The sequence below is a fragment of the Nocardia sp. NPDC056611 genome (genome assembly GCF_042792755.1).
Taxonomy (GTDB): Bacteria; Actinomycetota; Actinomycetes; order Mycobacteriales; family Mycobacteriaceae; genus Nocardia.
The window spans coordinates 399,039-417,795 of record NZ_JBHTVV010000001.1; the positions used below are offsets into that span (position 1 = coordinate 399,039).

Consider the following 18,757-nt stretch of genomic DNA (forward strand, 5'->3'; position numbering starts at 1 on the left):
GAGAGTGAGCAGCGACATCACCGCGTCGGCGGTCTGGCGGAAACTGCACGATCATCACTCCTCTCTGGCCTCGCGGCACCTGCGCGAGTTCTTCGCCGAGGACCCCGAGCGCGGCCGGGAGTTGATCGTGCGGGTCGGTGACCTGCATATCGATTACTCCAAGCACCGCGTCACCCGCGAAACCCTGGATCTGCTGGTCGAATTGGCGGAGACGGCCGGGGTCGAGCGGCGTCGCGACGCCATGTTCGCGGGGGAGCGGATCAACACCTCCGAGGACCGCGCGGTCGGGCACGTCGCGCTGCGTGTCCCCGCGGGCGGCCACATCGACATGGACGGCGAGGACGTCGTCCCCGAGGTGCAGGACGTGCTCGAGCGGATGGGCGCGTTCACCGACGCCGTGCGCTCGGGGGAGTGGCGCGGCGCGACCGGCGAACGCATCACCACCGTGGTGAACATCGGCATCGGCGGCTCCGATCTGGGCCCGGCCATGGTGTACCTGGCGCTGCGGCACTACGCCGACGCCGGCATCGCCGCCCGCTTCGTCTCGAATGTCGATCCGGCGGACCTGGTTTCGAAGCTCGACGGCCTGGACCCGGCCACCACGCTGTTCATCGTCGCCTCCAAGACCTTCTCGACCCTGGAGACGCTCACCAATGCCACCGCGGCCCGCCGCTGGCTGGTGGCGGCGCTCGGCGAGGATGCGGTCGCCAAGCACTTCGTGGCGGTGTCCACGCACGCGCAGCGGGTGTCGGACTTCGGCATCGACACCGCCAACATGTTCGGGTTCTGGGACTGGGTCGGCGGCCGCTACTCGGTGGACTCGGCCATCGGACTGTCGGTGATGGCGGTCGTCGGCAAGGAGCGCTTCGCCGAATTCCTGGCCGGAATGCACACCGTGGACGAGCATTTCAGGAACGCGCCCCTGGCTGAGAACGCGCCGGTCCTGCTCGGTCTGCTCGGCGTCTGGTACTCGAACTTCTTCGGCGCCCAGTCCCGCGCGGTGCTGCCGTACTCCAACGACCTGGCCCGCTTCCCGGCCTACCTGCAGCAGCTGACCATGGAGTCCAACGGCAAATCGGTGCGCGCCGACGGCTCCCCGGTCACCACCTCCACCGGCGAGATCTTCTGGGGCGAGCCCGGCACCAACGGCCAGCACGCCTTCTACCAGCTGCTGCACCAGGGCACCCGGCTGGTGCCCGCCGACTTCATCGGATTCGCCCGTCCCACCGACGATCTGCCCACCATGGACGGCACGGGCAGCATGCACGACATCCTGATGAGCAACCTCTTCGCCCAGACCAAGGTGCTGGCCTTCGGCAAGACCGCCGAGGAGATCGCCGCCGAGGGCACCGCCCCGAACCTGGTGCCGCACAAGGTGATGCCCGGGAACCGGCCCTCCACGGCCATTCTCGCGCCCCAGCTGACCCCGTCGGTGCTCGGACAGCTCATCGCCCTGTACGAGCACCAGGTCTTCACCGAGGGCGCGATCTGGGGCATCGACAGCTTCGACCAGTGGGGTGTGGAGCTCGGCAAGCAGCAGGCGCTGGCGCTGGCGCCGTTGCTCACCGCCGCGGAAGATCCACAGCCGCAGGCGGACTCCTCCACGGACGCGCTGATCGGCTGGTACCGCGCGAACCGGCGCTGACCGGACCCAGGGCATCGACCCGGCGAGATACGAGAAAGGCGCGTCCCGCAGGACGCGCCTTTTCGCTGTTCCGGGGGCCGGTCAGTCCCTTTCGGGGCCCAGGGAGATGCCGCGGGAGGCCAGCCAGGGCAGCGGGTCGATCTTGTCGACACCGTTGAGCCAGACCTCGAAATGGCAGTGCGGGCCGGTGGAGAACCCGCGGTTGCCGACCGTGGCGATCTGATCGCCGGCCATCACGCGCTGGCCCTGCGAGACCGTCGCGGTGTCGATGTGGCCGTAGATGGTGACCGTGCCGTCGTCGTGCAGCAGGCGGACCCACATGCCGAAACCCGAAGCGGGCCCGGCCTCGAGCACGGTGCCGTCGGCGACCGCGTAGATCGGGGTGCCGATCGGGGCGGCGATGTCCACACCCTGGTGGGCGACGCCCCAGCGGATGCCGAAGCCGGAGGTGAAGGTGCCCGCGGCGGTGAACTTGGTCCACAGCGGCCGGTACTTCGAGGCCTCCTGGTTGGCCATGTCGGCGGCGAACTGCTTGCCCTTGGCCAGAATGTCGTTGAACTGGTCCAGGTTCGCGGGCGCGTTCGGGTTCAGCACCTGCGGGGAGCCCGCGGTGGTGTCGGAACCGCCGACCACGGAGGTCGCGGCGACCTCCTTGACCTGGTTGGCCGCCTGGTAGTCGACATTGCTGCTGTCGCTGGCCGAGGCTTCGATGGTGGCCTGGCCGGCCGCCACGACCGCACCGGCCGCGACCGCGACCACGGCCGCCCGGCCCTTGAGGGCGGTCGGCGGGGCGGGTAGGCGGTGCGAGCCGCCGGCGCGGCGCTTGCCGCCGGTCCGGGCCGGACGCGGCTCGTCGGCCGAATAGTCGTCGAGCGCACCGTGATCGACGCGGGCGCCGTCACCGGAGAACTGGAGCTTCTCACCGGACGCGGTCTTGAAGCTGTAGACCGGTCGGTAGTTGTCGGAGGGGGTCGGGTCCGCGGTCTGATCCCAGTTGGTCCGCGACTGCGGCGCCCAATCGGTGGGATTCGGTGCGGCCCAGCCGTTCACCGTGGTCTGGGCGTTGTAGTCCCAGTTCGGTTCGGCCTGCCAGTCGTCGGATTCGGCCTGCTGCCACTGCGGGGCCTCGTCCCACTGCTGCTGGGGGTCCCACTGCTGCTGGGGGTCCCACTGCTGCTGGGCCTCACCCCACTGCCCGCCGCCGTTCCAGTCGGCGTCGGACTGCCACTGCGCCTGCGGATCCCACTGGGCCTGCTGGTTCCACTGCTGCGCGGGCTGTTCCCACGGCTGGGCGGGCTGCTCCCACTGGGCGCCGCCGTTCCAGGCCTGGGTCGCGTCCCACTCGCCGTGGGCGACCGCGCTGTGGGTACTGACGGGAGAATCGAATGTCGTTGCGCCGCCGGAATGATCCGCGTCCTCGCGATAGCGGTGGCCGCGGCGGGGCCGGTGCTGCGAAGGGAACGAGCTGTCGCTCAAAGCCTGCCGTCCTCCTGTCCGTGACCGGGTTGTGACATCGACCGCAACGACGGTAACGAAACGATTGCGGCTCAGCAAGCGATGGGACTGCTTCGACACACTGCTGTGACATTCATCACTCGTTTATCCGGAATGTGCTCACTGTGCCTTGGGTAACCGCGTGAGGTTTGTCAACTACGCCACGTAGTAGCCAGTGTCACTCTCCGGGATTCGCTGGCTCCACCTGGCACCGGGTCAACAAGCTACCCGTCAGTAGCATTGACGAGGGGTTTTCCACTCCCGGAGACAATCCCGTGACCTGCGCCACTTAGGCTGTATGCGGCTGATTTCCGCTCCATGTGACTGATTAGAGTCCGAGCCGACCCGCCTCCGACGACGGGCCGCCAACCAAGACGTTGTCACAACAACGCAGACGAGACGGTGAGTACATGGATCTCTTCGAATATCAGGCGAAGGAACTCTTCGTGAAGCACGGAGTGCCTTCGTCGGAGGGCCGCGTCACGGACTCGGCCGAGGACGCCCGTGCGATCGCGGAAGAAATCGGCAAGCCGGTGATGATCAAGTCGCAGGTCAAAGTCGGTGGCCGCGGCAAGGCCGGTGGCGTGAAGTACGCCGCCACCCCGGACGACGCCTTCACCCACGCGACCAACATCCTGGGCCTGGACATCAAGGGCCACATCACCAAGAAGGTCCTGGTCGCCGAGGCCAAGGACATCGCGGCGGAGTACTACATCTCCTTCCTGCTGGACCGCTCCAACCGCACCTACCTGGCCATGTGCTCGGTCGAGGGCGGCATGGAGATCGAAGAGGTCGCCGCCACCAAGCCGGATCGTCTGGCCAAGGTGCCGGTCGACGCGGTCAAGGGCGTGGACCTGGCCTTCGCGCGCAGCATTGCCGAGCAGGGCCACCTGCCGGCCGACATCCTGGATGCCGCGGCGGTCACCATCCAGAAGCTGTGGGAAGTCTTCATCAAGGAAGACGCCACCCTGGTCGAGGTCAACCCGCTGGTGCGCACCCCCAACGACGAGATCCTGGCCCTCGACGGCAAGGTCACCCTGGACGAGAACGCCGAGTTCCGCCACGCCGACCACGCCGAGTTCGCGGACATCGACGCCACCGACCCGCTCGAGCTCAAGGCCAAGGAGAACGACCTCAACTACGTCAAGCTCGACGGTGAGGTCGGCATCATCGGCAACGGCGCGGGTCTGGTCATGTCGACCCTCGACGTCGTCGCGTACGCCGGTGAGAACCACGGCGGCGTGAAGCCCGCCAACTTCCTCGACATCGGTGGCGGCGCCTCGGCTGCCGTCATGGCCGCCGGCCTCGATGTCATCCTGGGTGACGCCCAGGTCAAGTCCGTGTTCGTGAACGTCTTCGGTGGCATCACCGCCTGTGACGCGGTCGCGAACGGCATCGTCGGCGCCCTCAACACCCTGGGCGACGAGGCCAACAAGCCGCTGGTCGTGCGCCTCGACGGCAACAAGGTCGAGGAGGGTCGCAAGATCCTCGCCGACTTCAACCACCCGCTGGTGACTCTCGCTCAGACCATGGACGAAGGCGCCGACAAGGCCGCCGAACTGGCCGCCGCCAAGTAAGGACACGAACCCACATGTCTATCTTCCTGAACAAGGACAACAAGGTCATCGTCCAGGGCATCACCGGCGGTGAGGGCACCAAGCACACCGCCCTGATGCTGAAGGCGGGCACCAACGTGGTCGGCGGTGTCAACGCCCGCAAGGCCGGCACCACCGTGTCGCACGTGGACAAGGACGGCAACACCGTCGAGCTCCCCGTGTTCGCTTCCGTGGCCGAGGCCATGGAGAAGACCGGCGCCGACACCTCCATCGCGTTCGTCCCCCCGGCCTTCTCGAAGGACGCCATCATCGAGGCCATCGACGCGGAGATCCCGCTGCTCGTGGTCATCACCGAGGGCATCCCGGTGCAGGACACCGCGTACGCGTGGGCCTACAACGTCGAGAAGGGTCAGAAGACCCGCATCATCGGCCCGAACTGCCCCGGCATCATCACCCCGGGTGAGTCGCTGGTCGGCATCACCCCGGCCAACATCGCCGGCAAGGGCCCGATCGGCCTGGTCTCCAAGTCGGGCACCCTGACCTACCAGATGATGTACGAGCTGCGGGACTTCGGTTTCTCCACCGCCATCGGCATCGGCGGCGACCCGGTCATCGGCACCACCCACATCGACGCCATCGAGGCGTTCGAGAAGGACCCGGAGACCAAGCTCATCGTCATGATCGGCGAGATCGGCGGCGACGCCGAGGAGCGGGCCGCGGCCTACATCCAGGCCAACGTCACCAAGCCGGTCGTCGGCTACGTCGCGGGCTTCACCGCCCCGGAGGGCAAGACCATGGGCCACGCCGGCGCCATCGTCTCCGGCTCCGCCGGTACCGCCCAGGCCAAGAAGGACGCCCTCGAGGCCGCGGGCGTGAAGGTCGGCAAGACCCCGTCCGAGACCGCCGCCCTCGCGCGCGAGATCCTGGAGAAGGCTTCCATCAGCGCTTGATGGTTCTCGTGCCCCGCTGATGCCGATGCGGGCCGCAGGCCCACCTGCTCCCCATGGCTGATACGAAGGCCGCCTGTCGAATTCGACAGGCGGCCTTCGTGATTCGCGGGAGTGTGAGCAACGCGTCGTGCGCCGGGCGTTTGGGGAGGCGCGGGGGCGGGTACTGCCGTCGGGTACTGCGCCGAATCGGGCTATTGCGGTAGAGGCACGGGTGGTGGTAGATGCTGCCACCGGCCGCTGCGTGCAGTAGCGTCGGTGGAAGTTCGTGAACGACTCGATAGGAGACGACGACATGGCTTACCCGACCGGGGGCTCGGGATACAACGCGCCCCAGCCGACGCCTTCCTCCGGTTCCGGATTCGGCGCGGGCGCTCCCGCGGCCGGTTCGGGAACCTCGCCTGTTGCGGGCAAGGGGCTGCCTTTCTTCCTGACCGTCGGCGTCGCCGCGCTCGGCGTCCTCAACTTCCTGCTGGGCTTCGCGCCCTATGTCGGCACCAAGGCCGTCGAGATCGGCAACACCCGGGTCGGCGGTGACACCACCTTCAGCCTGTTCGAGAGCGCGGGCTCCGCGGCGCTGGTGACGCTCCTGCTGATCGCCGGCCTGGTGGCCGGGCTGTCCCTGCTGCCCAAGCAGAGCGGCAACACCGGTCTGGTGGCGGCGGCCTCGCTGGGCGCGTTCCTCGGAATCCTGTTCGGCTCCTTCAACCTCGGCGACAGCATGACGCTGAAGTGGGGCGGCTGGGTGATCCTGTTCCTGTCGTTCGTGCAGGCCGTGGTCGCGGTGCTGGCGCTGCTGTTCGAGGCCGGCATCGTGAAGGCGCCGGAGCCGAAACCGGCCGCGCCGCAGGGCGGTTTCGGTCAGCAGCCGCAGCAGCCGTTCAGCCAGACCGGCCCGCAGTCCTACCAGCAGCCGTCGTACGGTCAGCAGGGCGGTTTCGGCCAGCAGCCGCAGCAGTCCTTCGGCCAGCCCGCCCAGCCCGCCTACGGTCAGCAGCCGTCGTACGGTCAGCAGGCCGGGTACGGTCAGCAGCCCGCGGGCTACGGCACCGGTTCGCAGCCGACCTACGGTCAGCAGCAGCCCGGGTACGGTCAGCAGCCGCAGCAGTCCTTCGGCCAGCAGCCGTCCTACGGCGCGCAGCAGCAGCCCGCGGGCAGCGCGGACGCGACCCAGCACTTCGGCGGTCAGCAGCAGCAGCGCCCGGCGCAGCCGTTCGGTGGCGAGCAGGCGGCCGATCCGGCCGCGGACGCCACCCGCGCCTTCCGTCCGGGCCAGGACGACAAGTAGTTTTCCGCGTCAAAGGTGCGGCCTCCGGTATCCGACCGGGGGCCGTTCTCTTTGCCCGCGCGCCGCTCGCCCGGCGCGCCTGACCCTACGGTTTCCGAGATGCTGCCACGCTGGTTGTCCATGAGTGCCCCGAGAACTGCCCTGGCTCGCCTGAGCGACCCCGACCTGCGGGCGCCGCGGCGGCCGCGGGTGCAGCGGGGTGGGGGCGACGGCGGGGGATTCGGTTCGCTCACCCCGGAATTCGCGCGGGTCCTGATGCTGGTGGCGGCGCGGGCGTCGGCCATCACGCTGCTGATCATCTTCATTCTGGTGTACGCCACGTTGTTCGCGGCCGGCGGCGGCATGGGCGGCTCGTCCGGGGCGATCGCCGCGAGCTGGCTTGCGGTGCACCAGGTTCCGCTGGTCATCGGCAAGACCGGGATCGGCCTGTGGCCGCTGCTGCCGACCTTCCTGATGCTGTGGCTGGTGGCCCGCGACAGCGCCCAGGCCGCCGACTCCGACTGCGAGATCCGCGATCTGGGTTGGGTGCTGGGCGCGGCCGTCGGCGGTCCGCTGCTGATCACCGCGGTCTGCCTGGCGGTGGCCGAGGACGCGGCGGCCCTGGTGCCGCTGCAACCGCCGGACACCCTGGCCGCGTTCGCCTGGGTCGCCTGGCTGAATCTGCTGGCCGCCATGGCCGGTATCGGTTCGCGCCGGTGGCGCGAGTTCGCGGAGCTGCTGCCGATTCCGCTGCCGGACTGGGTGGTTCCCGGCGCCCGGGCGGGTGCGCTGGCCGCGGGCCGGCTGCTGGCGGCCGCGGCCGTGCTGACCGTGGTGTCGTTCCTGGCGCACTGGTCCCGGATCGGCGACACCTATCACGCGGCCGCCGGAAGCGTCTCCGGCGCACTGGGTTTGACGCTGCTGTCGCTGGCCTACCTGCCGAATATCGCGGTCGACGGGGTGAGCCTGCTGGTCGGCGGGCAGGTGCGGATCGGCCCGGGATCGTTGAGCCTGTTCGCGATCGACGGTGCGCCGGTGCCCGCGGTGCCGGTGGCGGCCGCGGTGCCGTCGGGTCCGGTGGCGCTGTGGTGGCTGGTGCTCTTGCTGGCGCCCGCGGCGATCGGCGTGCTGTCGGGGCTGGAATGCGGTCGCACCTCCCGGGATCGGGCGACCGCGCCCTGGGCGACGCTGACCGCCGCCGGGGTCGCGGCCGTGGGCATGGCGCTGCTGGGCGCGCTGGCCGGCGGCGAGCTCGGCACCTTCGGCCGGATCGGCCCGGCCGCGCTGAGCGCGGTGCTGGTGTTCGTGTGGTTCGCGGTGGCCGGATACGTGGGCCTGCTCGGTGCGCGCTGGTTCGGCGGCCCGGCCGTGGCGCCCGCCGTCGCGGACGACGTGTACGCGGATGACGAGTACGACGACTACGAGTACGCGGACGACGAGTACGAGGACGACTACGCCGACGACGACTACGCCGAAGGCGAGTATGCCGACGACGACTACGACGACGAGTACGACGACTATGGCGACGAACTCGGGGAGGACGCCCCCGCCCCCGCCTCGGAGCCCGGTACCGGCCACCACGCCGAGAGCGGCTGGTACGACGACGAGGATCTCGACGACGCCCTGGACGCCGAACTGGTCGACGACCAGGACGACGACGGGTCCGCCGCCGGTGTGAAATCCGCCGACAACCCCGACATCGTCGACGCGGAAGTGGTAGAGGGAGACCTGCCGGACAAGTAGCCGGTGCACGGTCGTTAGGCTGTTGGTCGGCGGATAGCTTCCCGCTGTCCCTTCCCCGCCCCGATCGACAGGGAGTAGTGCGCTGACGTCCACGCCCGCCCCGATGTTGCCGCCGACCGCACCCGCGTCCGTCGTGGTGCTCGCCTCCGGCACCGGGTCCCTGCTGCGTTCCCTGTTGGAAGCGACCCGGCAGCCGGGCTACCCGGCGCGGGTGGTCGCCGTGGGCGTGGATCGCGACTGCGCCGCCCTGGAGCACGCCGAGGCGTTCGACGTCTCCTCGTTCAAGGTCGCGCTGGGCGAGTTCGCCGACCGTGCCGAATGGGATCGGGCGCTGACCGAGATCGTGGCCGCCTTCGCACCGGATCTGGTGGTGTCGGCGGGCTTCATGAAGATCCTGGGCCCGGCTTTCATGGACCGTTTCGGCGGTCGCATCATCAATACCCATCCCGCGCTGCTGCCCGCGTTCCCGGGTGCGCACGGCGTGCGGGACGCGCTCGCCTACGGCGTGCGGGTGACCGGTTCGACCGTGCACCTGGTCGATTCGGGCATCGACACCGGGCCGATCCTGGCGCAGGAGGCGGTCACCGTGCTGCCCGATGACGACGAGGCGACCCTGCACGAGCGCATCAAGGTCGTGGAGCGCCGGCTGCTGGCGGAGACCGTCGCCGCCGTCGCTACCCGAGGCATTGTCTCCGATGGACGAAAGGCAGTTATCCCAGATGAGCGAGTTCTCCGGTGAGTGAACGCAAGCCGATCAAGCGGGCCCTCGTAAGCGTCTACGACAAGACCGGGCTGATCGAACTGGCTACCGGTCTGCACCAGGCGGGCGTGGAGCTGGTCTCCACCGGTTCGACCGCCGGCAAGATCGCCGACGCCGGCATTCCGGTCACCAAAGTCGAAGACCTGACCGGTTTCCCGGAGACCCTGGACGGCCGGGTCAAGACGCTGCACCCCCGCGTGCACGCCGGCATCCTGGCCGACACCCGCAAGGAAGAGCACGTCGACCAGCTGGTCGAGCTCGGTGTCGAGGCCTTCCAGCTCGTCGTGGTGAACCTGTACCCGTTCACCCAGACCGTGGCCTCGGGCGCGAGCGTCGACGAGTGCGTGGAGCAGATCGACATCGGCGGCCCGTCCATGGTGCGCGCCGCCGCCAAGAACCACCCGTCGGTCGCGGTGGTCGTCAACACCGGTGACTACGCCGAGGTGATCGCCGCCGTGGCGCAGGGTGGTTTCACCCTCGCCGAGCGGACCGCCCTGGCGGCCAAGGCTTTCCAGCACACCGCCACCTACGACGTGGCCGTCGCCAGCTGGATGACCAGTGTCGCGGTTCCGGCCGTGGCACCGGAATCGGCTGCCGCGCAGCAGTTCCCGGAGTGGATCGGCGGCACCTGGCAGCGCGAGGACGTGCTGCGTTACGGCGAGAACCCGCATCAGGCGGCCGCGCTGTACACCAGCCAGGGCGGCCCGCGCGGGCTGGCGCAGGCGCAGCAGTTGCACGGCAAGGAGATGTCGTACAACAACTACACCGACGCGGACGCCGCCTGGCGCGCCGCCTACGACTTCGACGCTCCGGCCGTGGCGGTCATCAAGCACGCCAACCCGTGCGGCATCGCGGTCGGCGCGGATATCGCCGAGGCGCATCGCAAGGCGCACGCCACCGACCCGGTCTCCGCGTACGGCGGCGTGATCGCGGCCAACCGTGAGGTCTCGGTCGAGATGGCCGAGCAGGTCGCCGAGATCTTCACCGAGGTCGTGGTGGCCCCGTCCTATGCCGACGGCGCGGTGGAGGTGCTGGCGCGCAAGAAGAACGTGCGCGTGCTGGTGGCCGACCCGGCCCAGCGCAAGGGCGCGGAGCTGCGTCCGGTCAGCGGCGGCGCGCTGCTGCAGGACCGTGACATCCTCGACGCCGAGGGCGACAGCGCCGCCAACTGGACTCTCGCCGCGGGCGAGGCGGCCGACGAGGCCACCCTGCGTGACCTCGAATTCGCTTGGCGCGCTTGCCGTGCCGTGAAGTCCAACGCCATCCTGCTGGCCGACGACGGCGCGGCCGTGGGCGTCGGCATGGGCCAGGTCAACCGGGTCGACTCCTGCAAGCTGGCGGTGGAGCGGGCCGGGGAGCGGGCCAAGGGTTCGGTGGCCGCGTCCGACGCGTTCTTCCCGTTCTCGGACGGCCCGCAGATCCTGGTGGCGGCCGGTGTGCGCGCCATCGTGCACCCGGGCGGTTCCATCCGAGACAAGGACACCATCGACCTGTGCCGTGAGGCCGGAGTCACCTTGTACCTCACCGGATCTCGTCACTTCGCGCACTGAGCGTGAGTCGGCGGTGACGCGGTAGCGGTACCACGAGATCGGGACAGGGCCCGGATCGCCTATGCGGTCCGGGCCCTGTCGCGTATGCGGGATTACGTGGCGCTCAATACTTTCCGATCGCCGAGTGGGGACTTCAGTGGCACCTCGAGGGTGCCGAAGACGGCGATCATGGTGCACATCCTGCCGACCGCGTCGGCGCGGGTGCCCGAGCGCAGGTCCACGGTGACGGTGGACGAGGTCTCGGTGACGCTCGCGTCCACGCCGTAGCATTCGGGGGAGCCGGTCTGGAAGTTGACGGCGATCTTGTCGGGGGCGACGCGGGTCCAGCTGTCGAACGGAATGCCGTGCGGGCTCACGATGGTCGGGTCGGCGGTGAACTCGCGTCCGATCTGTCCGCTCGTGGCTTCGGTGGGCGTGGCGGCGGTGGTGGTCGCGCCGGTGCTGCTGGAGGTGGTGCCGCCGTTGCCGGAGTTCCCGCAGGCGGTGAGGCTGAGCCCGATCAGAGTGGCTGCGGCGGCAGCGATCAGGCGGCGTGCCCGTATCCCGTACATGGCTGACACCCTAATGTCCCGCCGCCGCACGACTGGTCCGGAGCGCCGTGTAAGCCCAGCCGGCGAATTTCTGGCGAAGACACGCCGAAATCTTCGCAGAACCGGCGCGTAACGATGCGGTGACGGGGGCGGAGTCGGTACTGTCGTCCCCAGATGTGCGAATGCAGTTCCGCGACATCGTCTTATCTCATGTTCCCCCCTCCCGAAAGGACGCACCGTGGGCGACTCGTTGAAGGTTGGCGAAGAACTCGGTCGTGGTCAGTCGCTGCAAGGCGGCGCGTACACCCTGACTCTGCAAGATGATGGCAACCTGGTGCTGTCCGACCCGAGTGGCAAGGTCGAATGGGCTTCCGGCACCAACGGTCAGGGCGTCGTGAAGGCGACCCTGCAGGATGACGGCAACTTCGTCCTCTACAAGGAGGACGGCGCCGCCTGGTCCACCGAGACCAATGGCAAGAGCGCGGAGCGCCTGGTCGTGCAGGCCGACCGCAATGTGGTGCTGTACGGCTCCGACGGCGGCTCGCTGTGGTCGTCGGGCACCAACACCGACAACCCGCTCCCCGCTCCGGAGCCGGTCCAGACCCAGGCCGCCGCGGTCGAGGATGTCCCCCCGCCGCCGCCCGCCGCCCAGACCTACACCGTCGAGCCGGGTGACACCCTGTGGGCCATCGCCGAGCGCTTCTACGGCGACGGCAACCGCTACCAGGAGATCGCCAACGCGTCGGGTGTCGACAACCCCGACCTGATTCAGCCCGGCCAGGTGCTGACCATCCCGTAAATCGCGGCTCCGCCACGTGAACGAGAACGAGGCCCCCGAGTGCAAAAAGCACTCGGGGGCCTCGGATTTGGGGTGGACGGGCCGTGCCGTCGCTCCCGCTCACACCTCTGCCGGGGTTTCAGGGAGTACCCCTGAGCGTCCGAGAGTTGTTCCCATTCCTGGGCTTTCGCTCCGCGGGCTATCGGCTCGTGAAGGGCAGCAAGGCCATTTCGCGGGCATTCTTCACGGCCACCGCCACCTGGCGCTGCTGCTGCGGGGTCAGTCCCGTCACGCGGCGGCTGCGGATCTTGCCGCGGTCGGAGATGAACGTGCGGAGCAGGTTCACGTCCTTGTAGTCGACGGTCTCGACGCCGGCCGCGATGAGGGGGTTCTTCTTCGGGCGGCGGGCCTGCTCGGCCCGCATCTTCTTCGACGGTGCTCGCTTCACTGCCATGTCAGCGGTTCCTCACTCACGCGGTGTCGTTGTCAACGAATGGTGGATGCTTACCAGCTCGATTTGTGCACACCGGGCAGCTCTCCTCGATGAGCCATCGCGCGAACCCGCACACGCGAGAGGCCGAACTTGCGGAGATGGCCGCGGGGGCGTCCGTCCGCGGCGTCCCGATTGCGCAATCGTACCGGACTGGCATCGCGCGGCAGCTGCTGTAAGGCGGACTGCGCGGCCGCCCGCTGGGCGTCGCTGCTGGTCGGTTTGCGGATGATCTCCTTGAGCTCCGCGCGCCGCCCGGCCCAGCGTTCCACGATCAGTTTGCGCTCTTCGTTTTTGGCGATCTTGGACTTCTTCGCCATGTCACCGGTCCTCGCGGAAGTCGACGTGCTGGCGGACGACCGGGTCGTACTTCTTCAGGACCAGCCGGTCGGGGTCGTTGCGCCGGTTCTTGCGCGTGACGTAGGTGTAGCCGGTCCCGGCCGTGGACTTCAGCTTGATGACGGGCCGGATGTCGGTCGATTTCGATGCCATCGTCTTCCTTTCAGATCTTCTCGCCGGCGGCGCGCAGGCGAGCGACGACCGCTTCGATGCCGTCGCGGTCGATGACCTTGATGCCCTTGGCCGAGACCCGCAGCGTGATGCGGCGGTCCTCGCTGGGCAGGTAGTAGGTCTTGCGCTGGATGTTGGGGTCCCAGCGCCGGTTGGTCCGCGTGTGCGAGTGCGATACGGACTTGCCGAAGCCCGGCTTGCGGCCGGTGACCTGGCAGATGGCCGACATGGGCACTCCCTTCGGGGGTAGACGATACTGACAATCGTTTTCGACAACGAACTTATTCCACGGTACATTGACTCTCCGGTAATTGAAAATCATTGTCGAAAGGGGGACCGGTGGCGTCCCAACGCAAGCCTGTGCTCGTCCTCGCGGGACTCCCCGGACGCGCGGCCGACGGTGTCGAGCAGGCCGCGCGCCTGCTGGGCGCCGAGCCCGGCACCGTCGTGGTCCGGCACGACCTGAGCGAACTGCGTGAGGGTGTGGTGCGCCGGACGGTTCGTCTCGACGGGCGCGAGACCGTCACCGTGCTGGAACTCGCGCACGGTTGCGTCTCCTGCACCCTGCGCGCCGACCTGCTGCCCTACCTGTGTCAGCTCGCCGAACGGGATTCGGTGCGGCGCATCGTGCTCGCGCTGGATCCGGCCTTCGAAGCCGAAGCGGTGTGCCAGGCCGTCAATGACGTGGTGGTGACCGGTGTGCTCGGTCGCGTCGACGGCCCGGCCGCCCGCAGCGTGCGCATCGATACCGTCCTCACCTGCGTCGACGCCCGCGATTGGCTGGCCGACGCCACCGGCGACGAGACCCTCGCCGAGCGCGGCCATGTCACCGCGGAGGACGAGCGCACCGTGGCGCAGCTGGCCGTCGGCCAGGCCGAGTTCGCCGATGCGCTGCTGGTTTTCGACTCCGGAGCCGACCTGCTCGACCGGGAGCGCACGACCGCCGTGCTGGCCCGGCTGTCCCCGCGCGCCCCGATCAGCTGGGTAGCCGACCCCGCCACCCTCGACGTCGACGATCTGACCTGGCTGCTGCGCCGGGTGCCCGACGGCGCGCGCCGCGGCGCGGCCTTCGATCCGCACGCCCCGCTGCTGGCGGGCGCACCGCCGTTGGAGCCGGATTGCGGTGTGGCGCTGCTGGAATTCGCCACCGACCGCCCCTTTCACCCCGATCGACTGCACTCGGCCATCGATGTGCTGCTGGAGGGCGTGGTGAGCGCGCGCGGCCGGGCCTGGCTGGCCACCCAGCCCGACGAGGTGGTGTGGCTGGAATCGGCGGGCGGCGGGCTGCGCGTCGGCGGCGCCGGAAAGTGGCTCGCGGTCATGACATCCCGCGAGCTGGACGAGGTGGACCCGGAACGCCGCGTGCTGGCCTCGCTGCGCTGGCACGAGCACTTCGGCGACCGCCACACCTCGCTGGTGATCCTGGTCGCCGACGCCGACGCCGACGAGATCCGGAACGCGCTGCATTGGGCGCTGGTGGACGAGGACGAACTGCGGCAGGTGCGCTTCGCCCCGGAACGGGTCGCGCTGTGGGTCGACCCGTTCGGCGATCAGCACGAGGAGCCGTGCGACACCACCCGCTCGACGCCCGCCGGCGACGGCAAGACCCGCAACAACGAAAGGTGAAGTGATGAAACAGGGAATCCACCCCGACTACCACCCGGTGGTCTTCCAGGACGTGGGCACCGGCAAGTGCTTCCTGACCCGTTCCACCGCGGTCTCCACCCGCACCATCGAGTGGTCGGATGGTAATACCTACCCGCTGCTGGTGGTGGACGTGACCGCCGATTCCCACCCGTTCTGGACCGGGAATCAGCGCGTCCTGGACACCGCGGGCCGCGTGGAGAAGTTCGAGCGCCGCTACGGCAAACGCGTTCGAGGAAACCGTGATTCGATCACCGGAGAGGAGAACGCCTGATGGCCGTTCCGAAGCGCAGGATGTCGCGCGCGAACACCCACAGCCGCCGTTCGCAGTGGAAGGCGAGCCCGCCGGATCTGGAGCCGGTCACGGTCGGGGGAGTGGTGCGTAGGGTGCCGCGGCGGCTGCTGCGAGCCGTCGAACGCGGGCTGATCGATCCCGGGAAACTCTGAGTTCGAGAAGACCGCGGGTCGTGGGGGTTCGGGGCTTGGCCCCCGAACCTCCCCACTGCTGCGGGTCCGGGTTTCCCCGGGGCCCGTCAGCCCTCCTTCGCGGCCAGGTCCACCAGGGTGGCGGCGAGACGGAAGTACTTGTTCTTGCCGAGGTCGGCGATGGTCTTCACACCGAGCGCCTCGAGCAGCTGGGCGTCGTGCTTCTCGGTGAGTCCGGCGAGCGCCGACGGCGGCGCGGCCAGGATGTCGTCGAGAGACTTGGATTCGTAGGCCTTGTCGAGAGCTTTGTCGAGTACCACGTTGACGGCCACGAGAGCCTCCTTCGTCTGGAACTGGAGCAAGAGAACGGACGAGCCCGACAATAGCGTTGAAGTTGCTGTCCCACCAGTGATCTGCTCGGGTGTTGCGGAGGCCCCGGTCACGGGTGGACTTTTCGCGAGGGTGCGAAAAAGTCTTCCTAAAGTTGTGAAGTCGTGGCCTGGTGACGGTATTCTCGTGCCTTGAGGGCGGGTTCTTCTGATTACAGGAGAACCCGCTCATCGCCACTTCAGAGGCCGTTTCGGGTTCTTCCCCCGACGGAGAGAATCCGACAATTCACCCAATCTAACTGTCGGATACGGCTTTCGGCGCGGCACTCGCCGAGGCTGATCCATTCGCGGCCTTATCGCCGGAATGTCCGTTCGGTCCGGTTCCCCAGCCCGGCAACGGCACATCCGGCAGCAACTGCTCGAGCTTTGCCAGCTGATCGGCGAACGCGGTGGCCGGACCCTCGACGAGCGAGAACGGGAAGGGCCAGTGCCCCTTGCCCGCCACCCGCGCCAGTTCCTCCTTCAACTCGGCGGTGGTGGCTTCGAGTTCGCTGATCTCGGTGCGCAGTTCGTCGATCCGCGTGAGCGCGGCCGCCAGCCCGTCCACCACCGTCCGGTTGCGGCCCTGGGCATCGGTGCCCAGCTGCGGCCAGCCGTTGAGGCCGGGTCCGCGCAGCTGGATCTGGATGTCGTGCAATGCCGCGTCCTGTTCGGGTGTCAAGTCGGGTTCCTCCGTTTCCACATCCCACTGGCCGAAATCGATTCGGTCGGTTTGATTCACATCGCATTCCACGCCGTCGACGATCACCTGCTCGCCGTTCTGGTAGATCGCGATCCGCGGATCCACCCGCCCGCCCGACCACGCCACCGTCTGCCACGCCCAGGTCGCCGTCCCGGCGTCCAGCGCCCGGCTCACCGGCCAATACCCGCCGTAGATACCGACATTCGAGCGTCCGAGGACACTCGCCGCGCCGTCCAGGTAGGCGTCGATCGGCACCTGCTGTTGCGGGGTGGCGTCGAAATCCGCGGAGAAGTAGATCGGCCGATCCGTCCGCCCGCCGCAGCGCAGCATCTGCGCCAGCGCGGCGCGCGCGTCGGTGACGCCCGCGCCGTAGCCGTCCAGCATGCGGGCGGCGGTGGTCTCCCAGTTCGCGACGATGGAAATCCCGTGTGCGCGCAGGTCATCCGCTTCGGCGGGGGTGAGCAGCTTGCCCGGCAGCGAGGGGCCGCCCTCGGACAGGTAGCGAACCACGAAGTCGTAGCCGTTGGCCGTGATGGCACTCGGCGCGGGCCGACCTGCGGCGTAGTCCAGCCCGAAACGCATGACTCCCACTGTAATTCGACGGCGGCGCCGCCGGGAGCCGAATCCGAACCATCGCGGCGATCGATCGAGAGTGGTTGACTGGGGACGCTTTGTGAGGTGCGTCACTGATGAGTGGGAACGGAGATTCGTAAATGCCTGTACGCGACGAGGCGTGGCCGCCCGGAACACCGTGCTGGGTCGACTGTCAGGTCGATGATCCGGCCAAGGCCGGCGAGTTCTACGCCGGACTGTTCGGCTGGGACATGCAAGGCGGCGGGGAGGAGTCGGGCGGCTACCTGATGGCGCTGCGGGACGGCCGCGCGGTGGCGGGCATCGGGCCCAAACCCGAGGCCGGGGTGCCCGCGGTGTGGACCACGTACTTCGCGGTGGCCGACGCCGACGCGTGCGCGCGGCAGGTGACCGCGGCGGGCGGCCGCCTGCTGGTGCCCGCCTTCGACGTGATGGAGTTCGGCCGCATGTTCGTGGCCGCCGACGCCTCCGGCGCGCCCTTCGCGGTGTGGGAGGCCCGCGCCCACGACGGCGCGGCCGTGTACAACGAGCACGGCGCCTATGTCTGGAACGACTTGCACACCGGCGATTTCGCGGCCGCGAAGTCCTTCTACGCGGCGGTCTTCGGCTTCACCTTCGCCGAATTCGACGACGAGACAACGCGATACGCCACCTTCACTCCGCTCGGCGAGACCGGCTCGGTCGGCGGCATCAACGACGACAGCGTGAACGGCGTCGCCCCCGCCCAGCCCTACTGGCTGACCTGGTTCCAGTCCGAGGACATCGATTCCGGCCTGACCCGCGCCGTGGAACTGGGCGCGACCGTGCTCATGTCCGCCACCGACGGACCGTTCGGCCGGATGGCCATCATGGCCGCGCCCCAGGGCGAGCTGTTCGGTCTGCTCGATCCCCGGGACGTGCCGCGCTAGTGCGGATCAGAGCATCGATTCCGGTCGGCGCGCACCCTGCTGCTGCGACGCCGCGGCGTGCTGCGAGGCCGCCTGCAGCGACGTGCTGTGCGCGACCGCCGGGTCGGGGACCGCCATCGGGGCGCGGGCCTCGCGCCGGTCCGGGGCGACCAGGATGGCGGTGATCGGAATCGCCAGCGACAGCGTGCCGATGATGAAGAACGGCACGAAGAAGGTGAACAGCACGTTCCCCTGCGGCGCGGGCGCGCTCGGGTCCACGTGCACCTGCAGCCCGGTCAGTCCGGCGTAATGCATGCTGGTCACGAGGACCGCGTACACCACCGCGCCGGCCAGCACCATCGGCACCGAACCGACCCACAGGCTGAACCACAGGGTGAGCGCCGAGAGCACGAAGGCGATCGCGTACACCGCGACGGTGGACACCAGGCCGCGGTCCGCGGTGCCCTGGATCCGGATGGCGCCCAGCAGCAGCTGGTGCACGTCGCCGATTCCGAAGGCCATCACGGCCGCCGCGACCAGCAGCCGCCACCACACCAGCGTCTTGCCGGTGATCAGCAGCGCCAGGAACACGGTGATCGCCGACAGCACCGAGAACAGCGTGATCGAGAGGTTGTCGTAGCGCAGCTGGGTGCCGCGCACATCGAAACCGAGCATGGAGACGAACACCGGCATGGCGACCCCGACGCCGCCGATCGACACCGCCGCCACGAAAAGCCATACGATCCGGAACTTCTGGGTCACCGACTTGGTGGACTGCCGAATGCACGCCAGCCCGCAGGCCGCCCCCGCGAACGACACGATCACCGCCAGCGCGAGCACCCAGTAGCCCATCGAGAAGTAGATCATC

Annotated in this window: 21 protein-coding genes; 12 read left to right on the forward strand and 9 right to left on the reverse strand. The window is 68.8% G+C overall.

Annotated elements, in window-relative coordinates:
- The first annotated feature begins 4 nt into the window (after positions 1-4).
- On the forward strand, positions 5-1,645 hold the full coding sequence (gene pgi / locus ACFRAQ_RS01660) for a glucose-6-phosphate isomerase (RefSeq protein WP_379092660.1): 1,641 nt from the start codon (positions 5-7) through the stop codon (positions 1,643-1,645).
- Between the two features lie 81 nt (positions 1,646-1,726).
- Here pgi and ACFRAQ_RS01665 read toward each other — a convergent pair whose 3' ends face one another.
- Entirely contained in the window at positions 1,727-2,695 is a 969-nt protein-coding gene (locus ACFRAQ_RS01665; protein WP_379095720.1) for a M23 family metallopeptidase, read from the reverse strand.
- Between the two features lie 854 nt (positions 2,696-3,549).
- Between ACFRAQ_RS01665 and sucC the strand changes: the two genes are divergently transcribed.
- From sucC to purH, 6 genes are all read left to right on the forward strand, one after another.
- Positions 3,550-4,716, forward strand: a complete 1,167-nt coding sequence (sucC, locus tag ACFRAQ_RS01670; protein WP_357091328.1) for an ADP-forming succinate--CoA ligase subunit beta — start codon at positions 3,550-3,552, stop codon at positions 4,714-4,716.
- A 14-nt stretch (positions 4,717-4,730) separates the two neighbouring features.
- A complete protein-coding gene (sucD, locus tag ACFRAQ_RS01675; RefSeq protein WP_357280709.1) occupies positions 4,731-5,645 on the forward strand; it encodes a succinate--CoA ligase subunit alpha in 915 nt (304 codons plus the stop codon).
- Positions 5,646-5,937: 292 nt separating this feature from the next.
- The gene (locus ACFRAQ_RS01680) at positions 5,938-6,930 is read left to right on the forward strand and encodes a DUF5336 domain-containing protein (RefSeq protein ID WP_379092664.1); all 993 of its coding nucleotides are present in this window, start codon (positions 5,938-5,940) and stop codon (positions 6,928-6,930) included.
- 120 nt (positions 6,931-7,050) lie between these two features.
- Positions 7,051-8,652, forward strand: a complete 1,602-nt coding sequence (locus ACFRAQ_RS01685) for a DUF6350 family protein (RefSeq protein WP_379092667.1) — start codon at positions 7,051-7,053, stop codon at positions 8,650-8,652.
- Positions 8,653-8,755: 103 nt separating this feature from the next.
- Positions 8,756-9,391 carry a phosphoribosylglycinamide formyltransferase gene (gene purN / locus ACFRAQ_RS01690; protein ID WP_379092670.1) on the forward strand — a complete coding sequence of 212 codons (636 nt, stop codon included), beginning with the start codon at positions 8,756-8,758 and terminating at the stop codon, positions 9,389-9,391.
- Complete coding sequence (purH, locus tag ACFRAQ_RS01695; RefSeq protein WP_379092673.1) at positions 9,388-10,962, forward strand: bifunctional phosphoribosylaminoimidazolecarboxamide formyltransferase/IMP cyclohydrolase; 1,575 nt, start codon at positions 9,388-9,390, stop codon at positions 10,960-10,962. Before purN ends, purH begins: the two co-directional genes overlap by 4 nt.
- Before the next feature lie 92 nt (positions 10,963-11,054).
- On the opposite strand, the gene ACFRAQ_RS01700 is transcribed toward purH, so the two are convergent.
- A complete protein-coding gene (locus ACFRAQ_RS01700) occupies positions 11,055-11,513 on the reverse strand; it encodes a hypothetical protein (protein ID WP_379092675.1) in 459 nt (152 codons plus the stop codon).
- A 217-nt stretch (positions 11,514-11,730) separates the two neighbouring features.
- Between ACFRAQ_RS01700 and ACFRAQ_RS01705 the strand changes: the two genes are divergently transcribed.
- Positions 11,731-12,291: a LysM peptidoglycan-binding domain-containing protein gene (locus ACFRAQ_RS01705; protein ID WP_379092678.1), complete on the forward strand. Its 561-nt coding sequence runs from the start codon at positions 11,731-11,733 to the stop codon at positions 12,289-12,291.
- A 178-nt stretch (positions 12,292-12,469) separates the two neighbouring features.
- Here the strand turns inward: ACFRAQ_RS01705 and rpsR are convergent, their stop codons facing one another.
- Genes rpsR through rpmB form a run of 4 tightly spaced genes read right to left on the reverse strand, consistent with a single transcriptional unit; the run spans position 12,470 to position 13,499 of the window.
- Positions 12,470-12,724: a 30S ribosomal protein S18 gene (rpsR, locus tag ACFRAQ_RS01710; protein WP_357092315.1), complete on the reverse strand. Its 255-nt coding sequence runs from the start codon at positions 12,722-12,724 to the stop codon at positions 12,470-12,472.
- A 50-nt stretch (positions 12,725-12,774) separates the two neighbouring features.
- Positions 12,775-13,080 carry a 30S ribosomal protein S14 gene (gene rpsN / locus ACFRAQ_RS01715; RefSeq protein WP_379092682.1) on the reverse strand — a complete coding sequence of 102 codons (306 nt, stop codon included), beginning with the start codon at positions 13,078-13,080 and terminating at the stop codon, positions 12,775-12,777.
- A 1-nt stretch (position 13,081) separates the two neighbouring features.
- A complete protein-coding gene (gene rpmG / locus ACFRAQ_RS01720; RefSeq protein ID WP_379092685.1) occupies positions 13,082-13,252 on the reverse strand; it encodes a 50S ribosomal protein L33 in 171 nt (56 codons plus the stop codon).
- 10 nt (positions 13,253-13,262) lie between these two features.
- Positions 13,263-13,499, reverse strand: coding sequence for a 50S ribosomal protein L28 (gene rpmB, locus ACFRAQ_RS01725; protein ID WP_357280687.1), 237 nt, complete (start codon positions 13,497-13,499; stop codon positions 13,263-13,265).
- Positions 13,500-13,609: 110 nt separating this feature from the next.
- Here rpmB and mrf point away from each other — a divergent pair, with 110 nt between their 5' ends.
- The 3 genes from mrf to rpmF are packed head-to-tail and all read left to right on the forward strand — an operon-like array spanning position 13,610 to position 15,361.
- Positions 13,610-14,896, forward strand: coding sequence for a ribosome hibernation factor-recruiting GTPase MRF (mrf, locus tag ACFRAQ_RS01730; protein ID WP_379092688.1), 1,287 nt, complete (start codon positions 13,610-13,612; stop codon positions 14,894-14,896).
- Between the two features lie 4 nt (positions 14,897-14,900).
- A complete protein-coding gene (locus tag ACFRAQ_RS01735) occupies positions 14,901-15,188 on the forward strand; it encodes a type B 50S ribosomal protein L31 (RefSeq protein ID WP_379092691.1) in 288 nt (95 codons plus the stop codon).
- Positions 15,188-15,361: a 50S ribosomal protein L32 gene (gene rpmF, locus ACFRAQ_RS01740; protein WP_379092694.1), complete on the forward strand. Its 174-nt coding sequence runs from the start codon at positions 15,188-15,190 to the stop codon at positions 15,359-15,361. The genes ACFRAQ_RS01735 and rpmF overlap by 1 nt, the downstream gene beginning before the upstream one ends.
- 86 nt (positions 15,362-15,447) lie before the next feature.
- Here rpmF and ACFRAQ_RS01745 read toward each other — a convergent pair whose 3' ends face one another.
- Together ACFRAQ_RS01745 and ACFRAQ_RS01750 are read right to left on the reverse strand one after the other, a co-directional pair.
- On the reverse strand, positions 15,448-15,672 hold the full coding sequence (locus tag ACFRAQ_RS01745; RefSeq protein ID WP_213559337.1) for a hypothetical protein: 225 nt from the start codon (positions 15,670-15,672) through the stop codon (positions 15,448-15,450).
- Positions 15,673-15,964: 292 nt separating this feature from the next.
- Positions 15,965-16,993 carry a glycoside hydrolase domain-containing protein gene (locus ACFRAQ_RS01750; protein WP_379092698.1) on the reverse strand — a complete coding sequence of 343 codons (1,029 nt, stop codon included), beginning with the start codon at positions 16,991-16,993 and terminating at the stop codon, positions 15,965-15,967.
- Between the two features lie 131 nt (positions 16,994-17,124).
- Here ACFRAQ_RS01750 and ACFRAQ_RS01755 point away from each other — a divergent pair, with 131 nt between their 5' ends.
- The gene (locus ACFRAQ_RS01755; RefSeq protein ID WP_379092701.1) at positions 17,125-17,910 is read left to right on the forward strand and encodes a VOC family protein; all 786 of its coding nucleotides are present in this window, start codon (positions 17,125-17,127) and stop codon (positions 17,908-17,910) included.
- A gap of 6 nt (positions 17,911-17,916) precedes the next feature.
- Here ACFRAQ_RS01755 and ACFRAQ_RS01760 read toward each other — a convergent pair whose 3' ends face one another.
- Positions 17,917-18,756, reverse strand: coding sequence for a hypothetical protein (locus tag ACFRAQ_RS01760; protein WP_379092704.1), 840 nt, complete (start codon positions 18,754-18,756; stop codon positions 17,917-17,919).
- Position 18,757 lies beyond the last annotated feature (1 nt).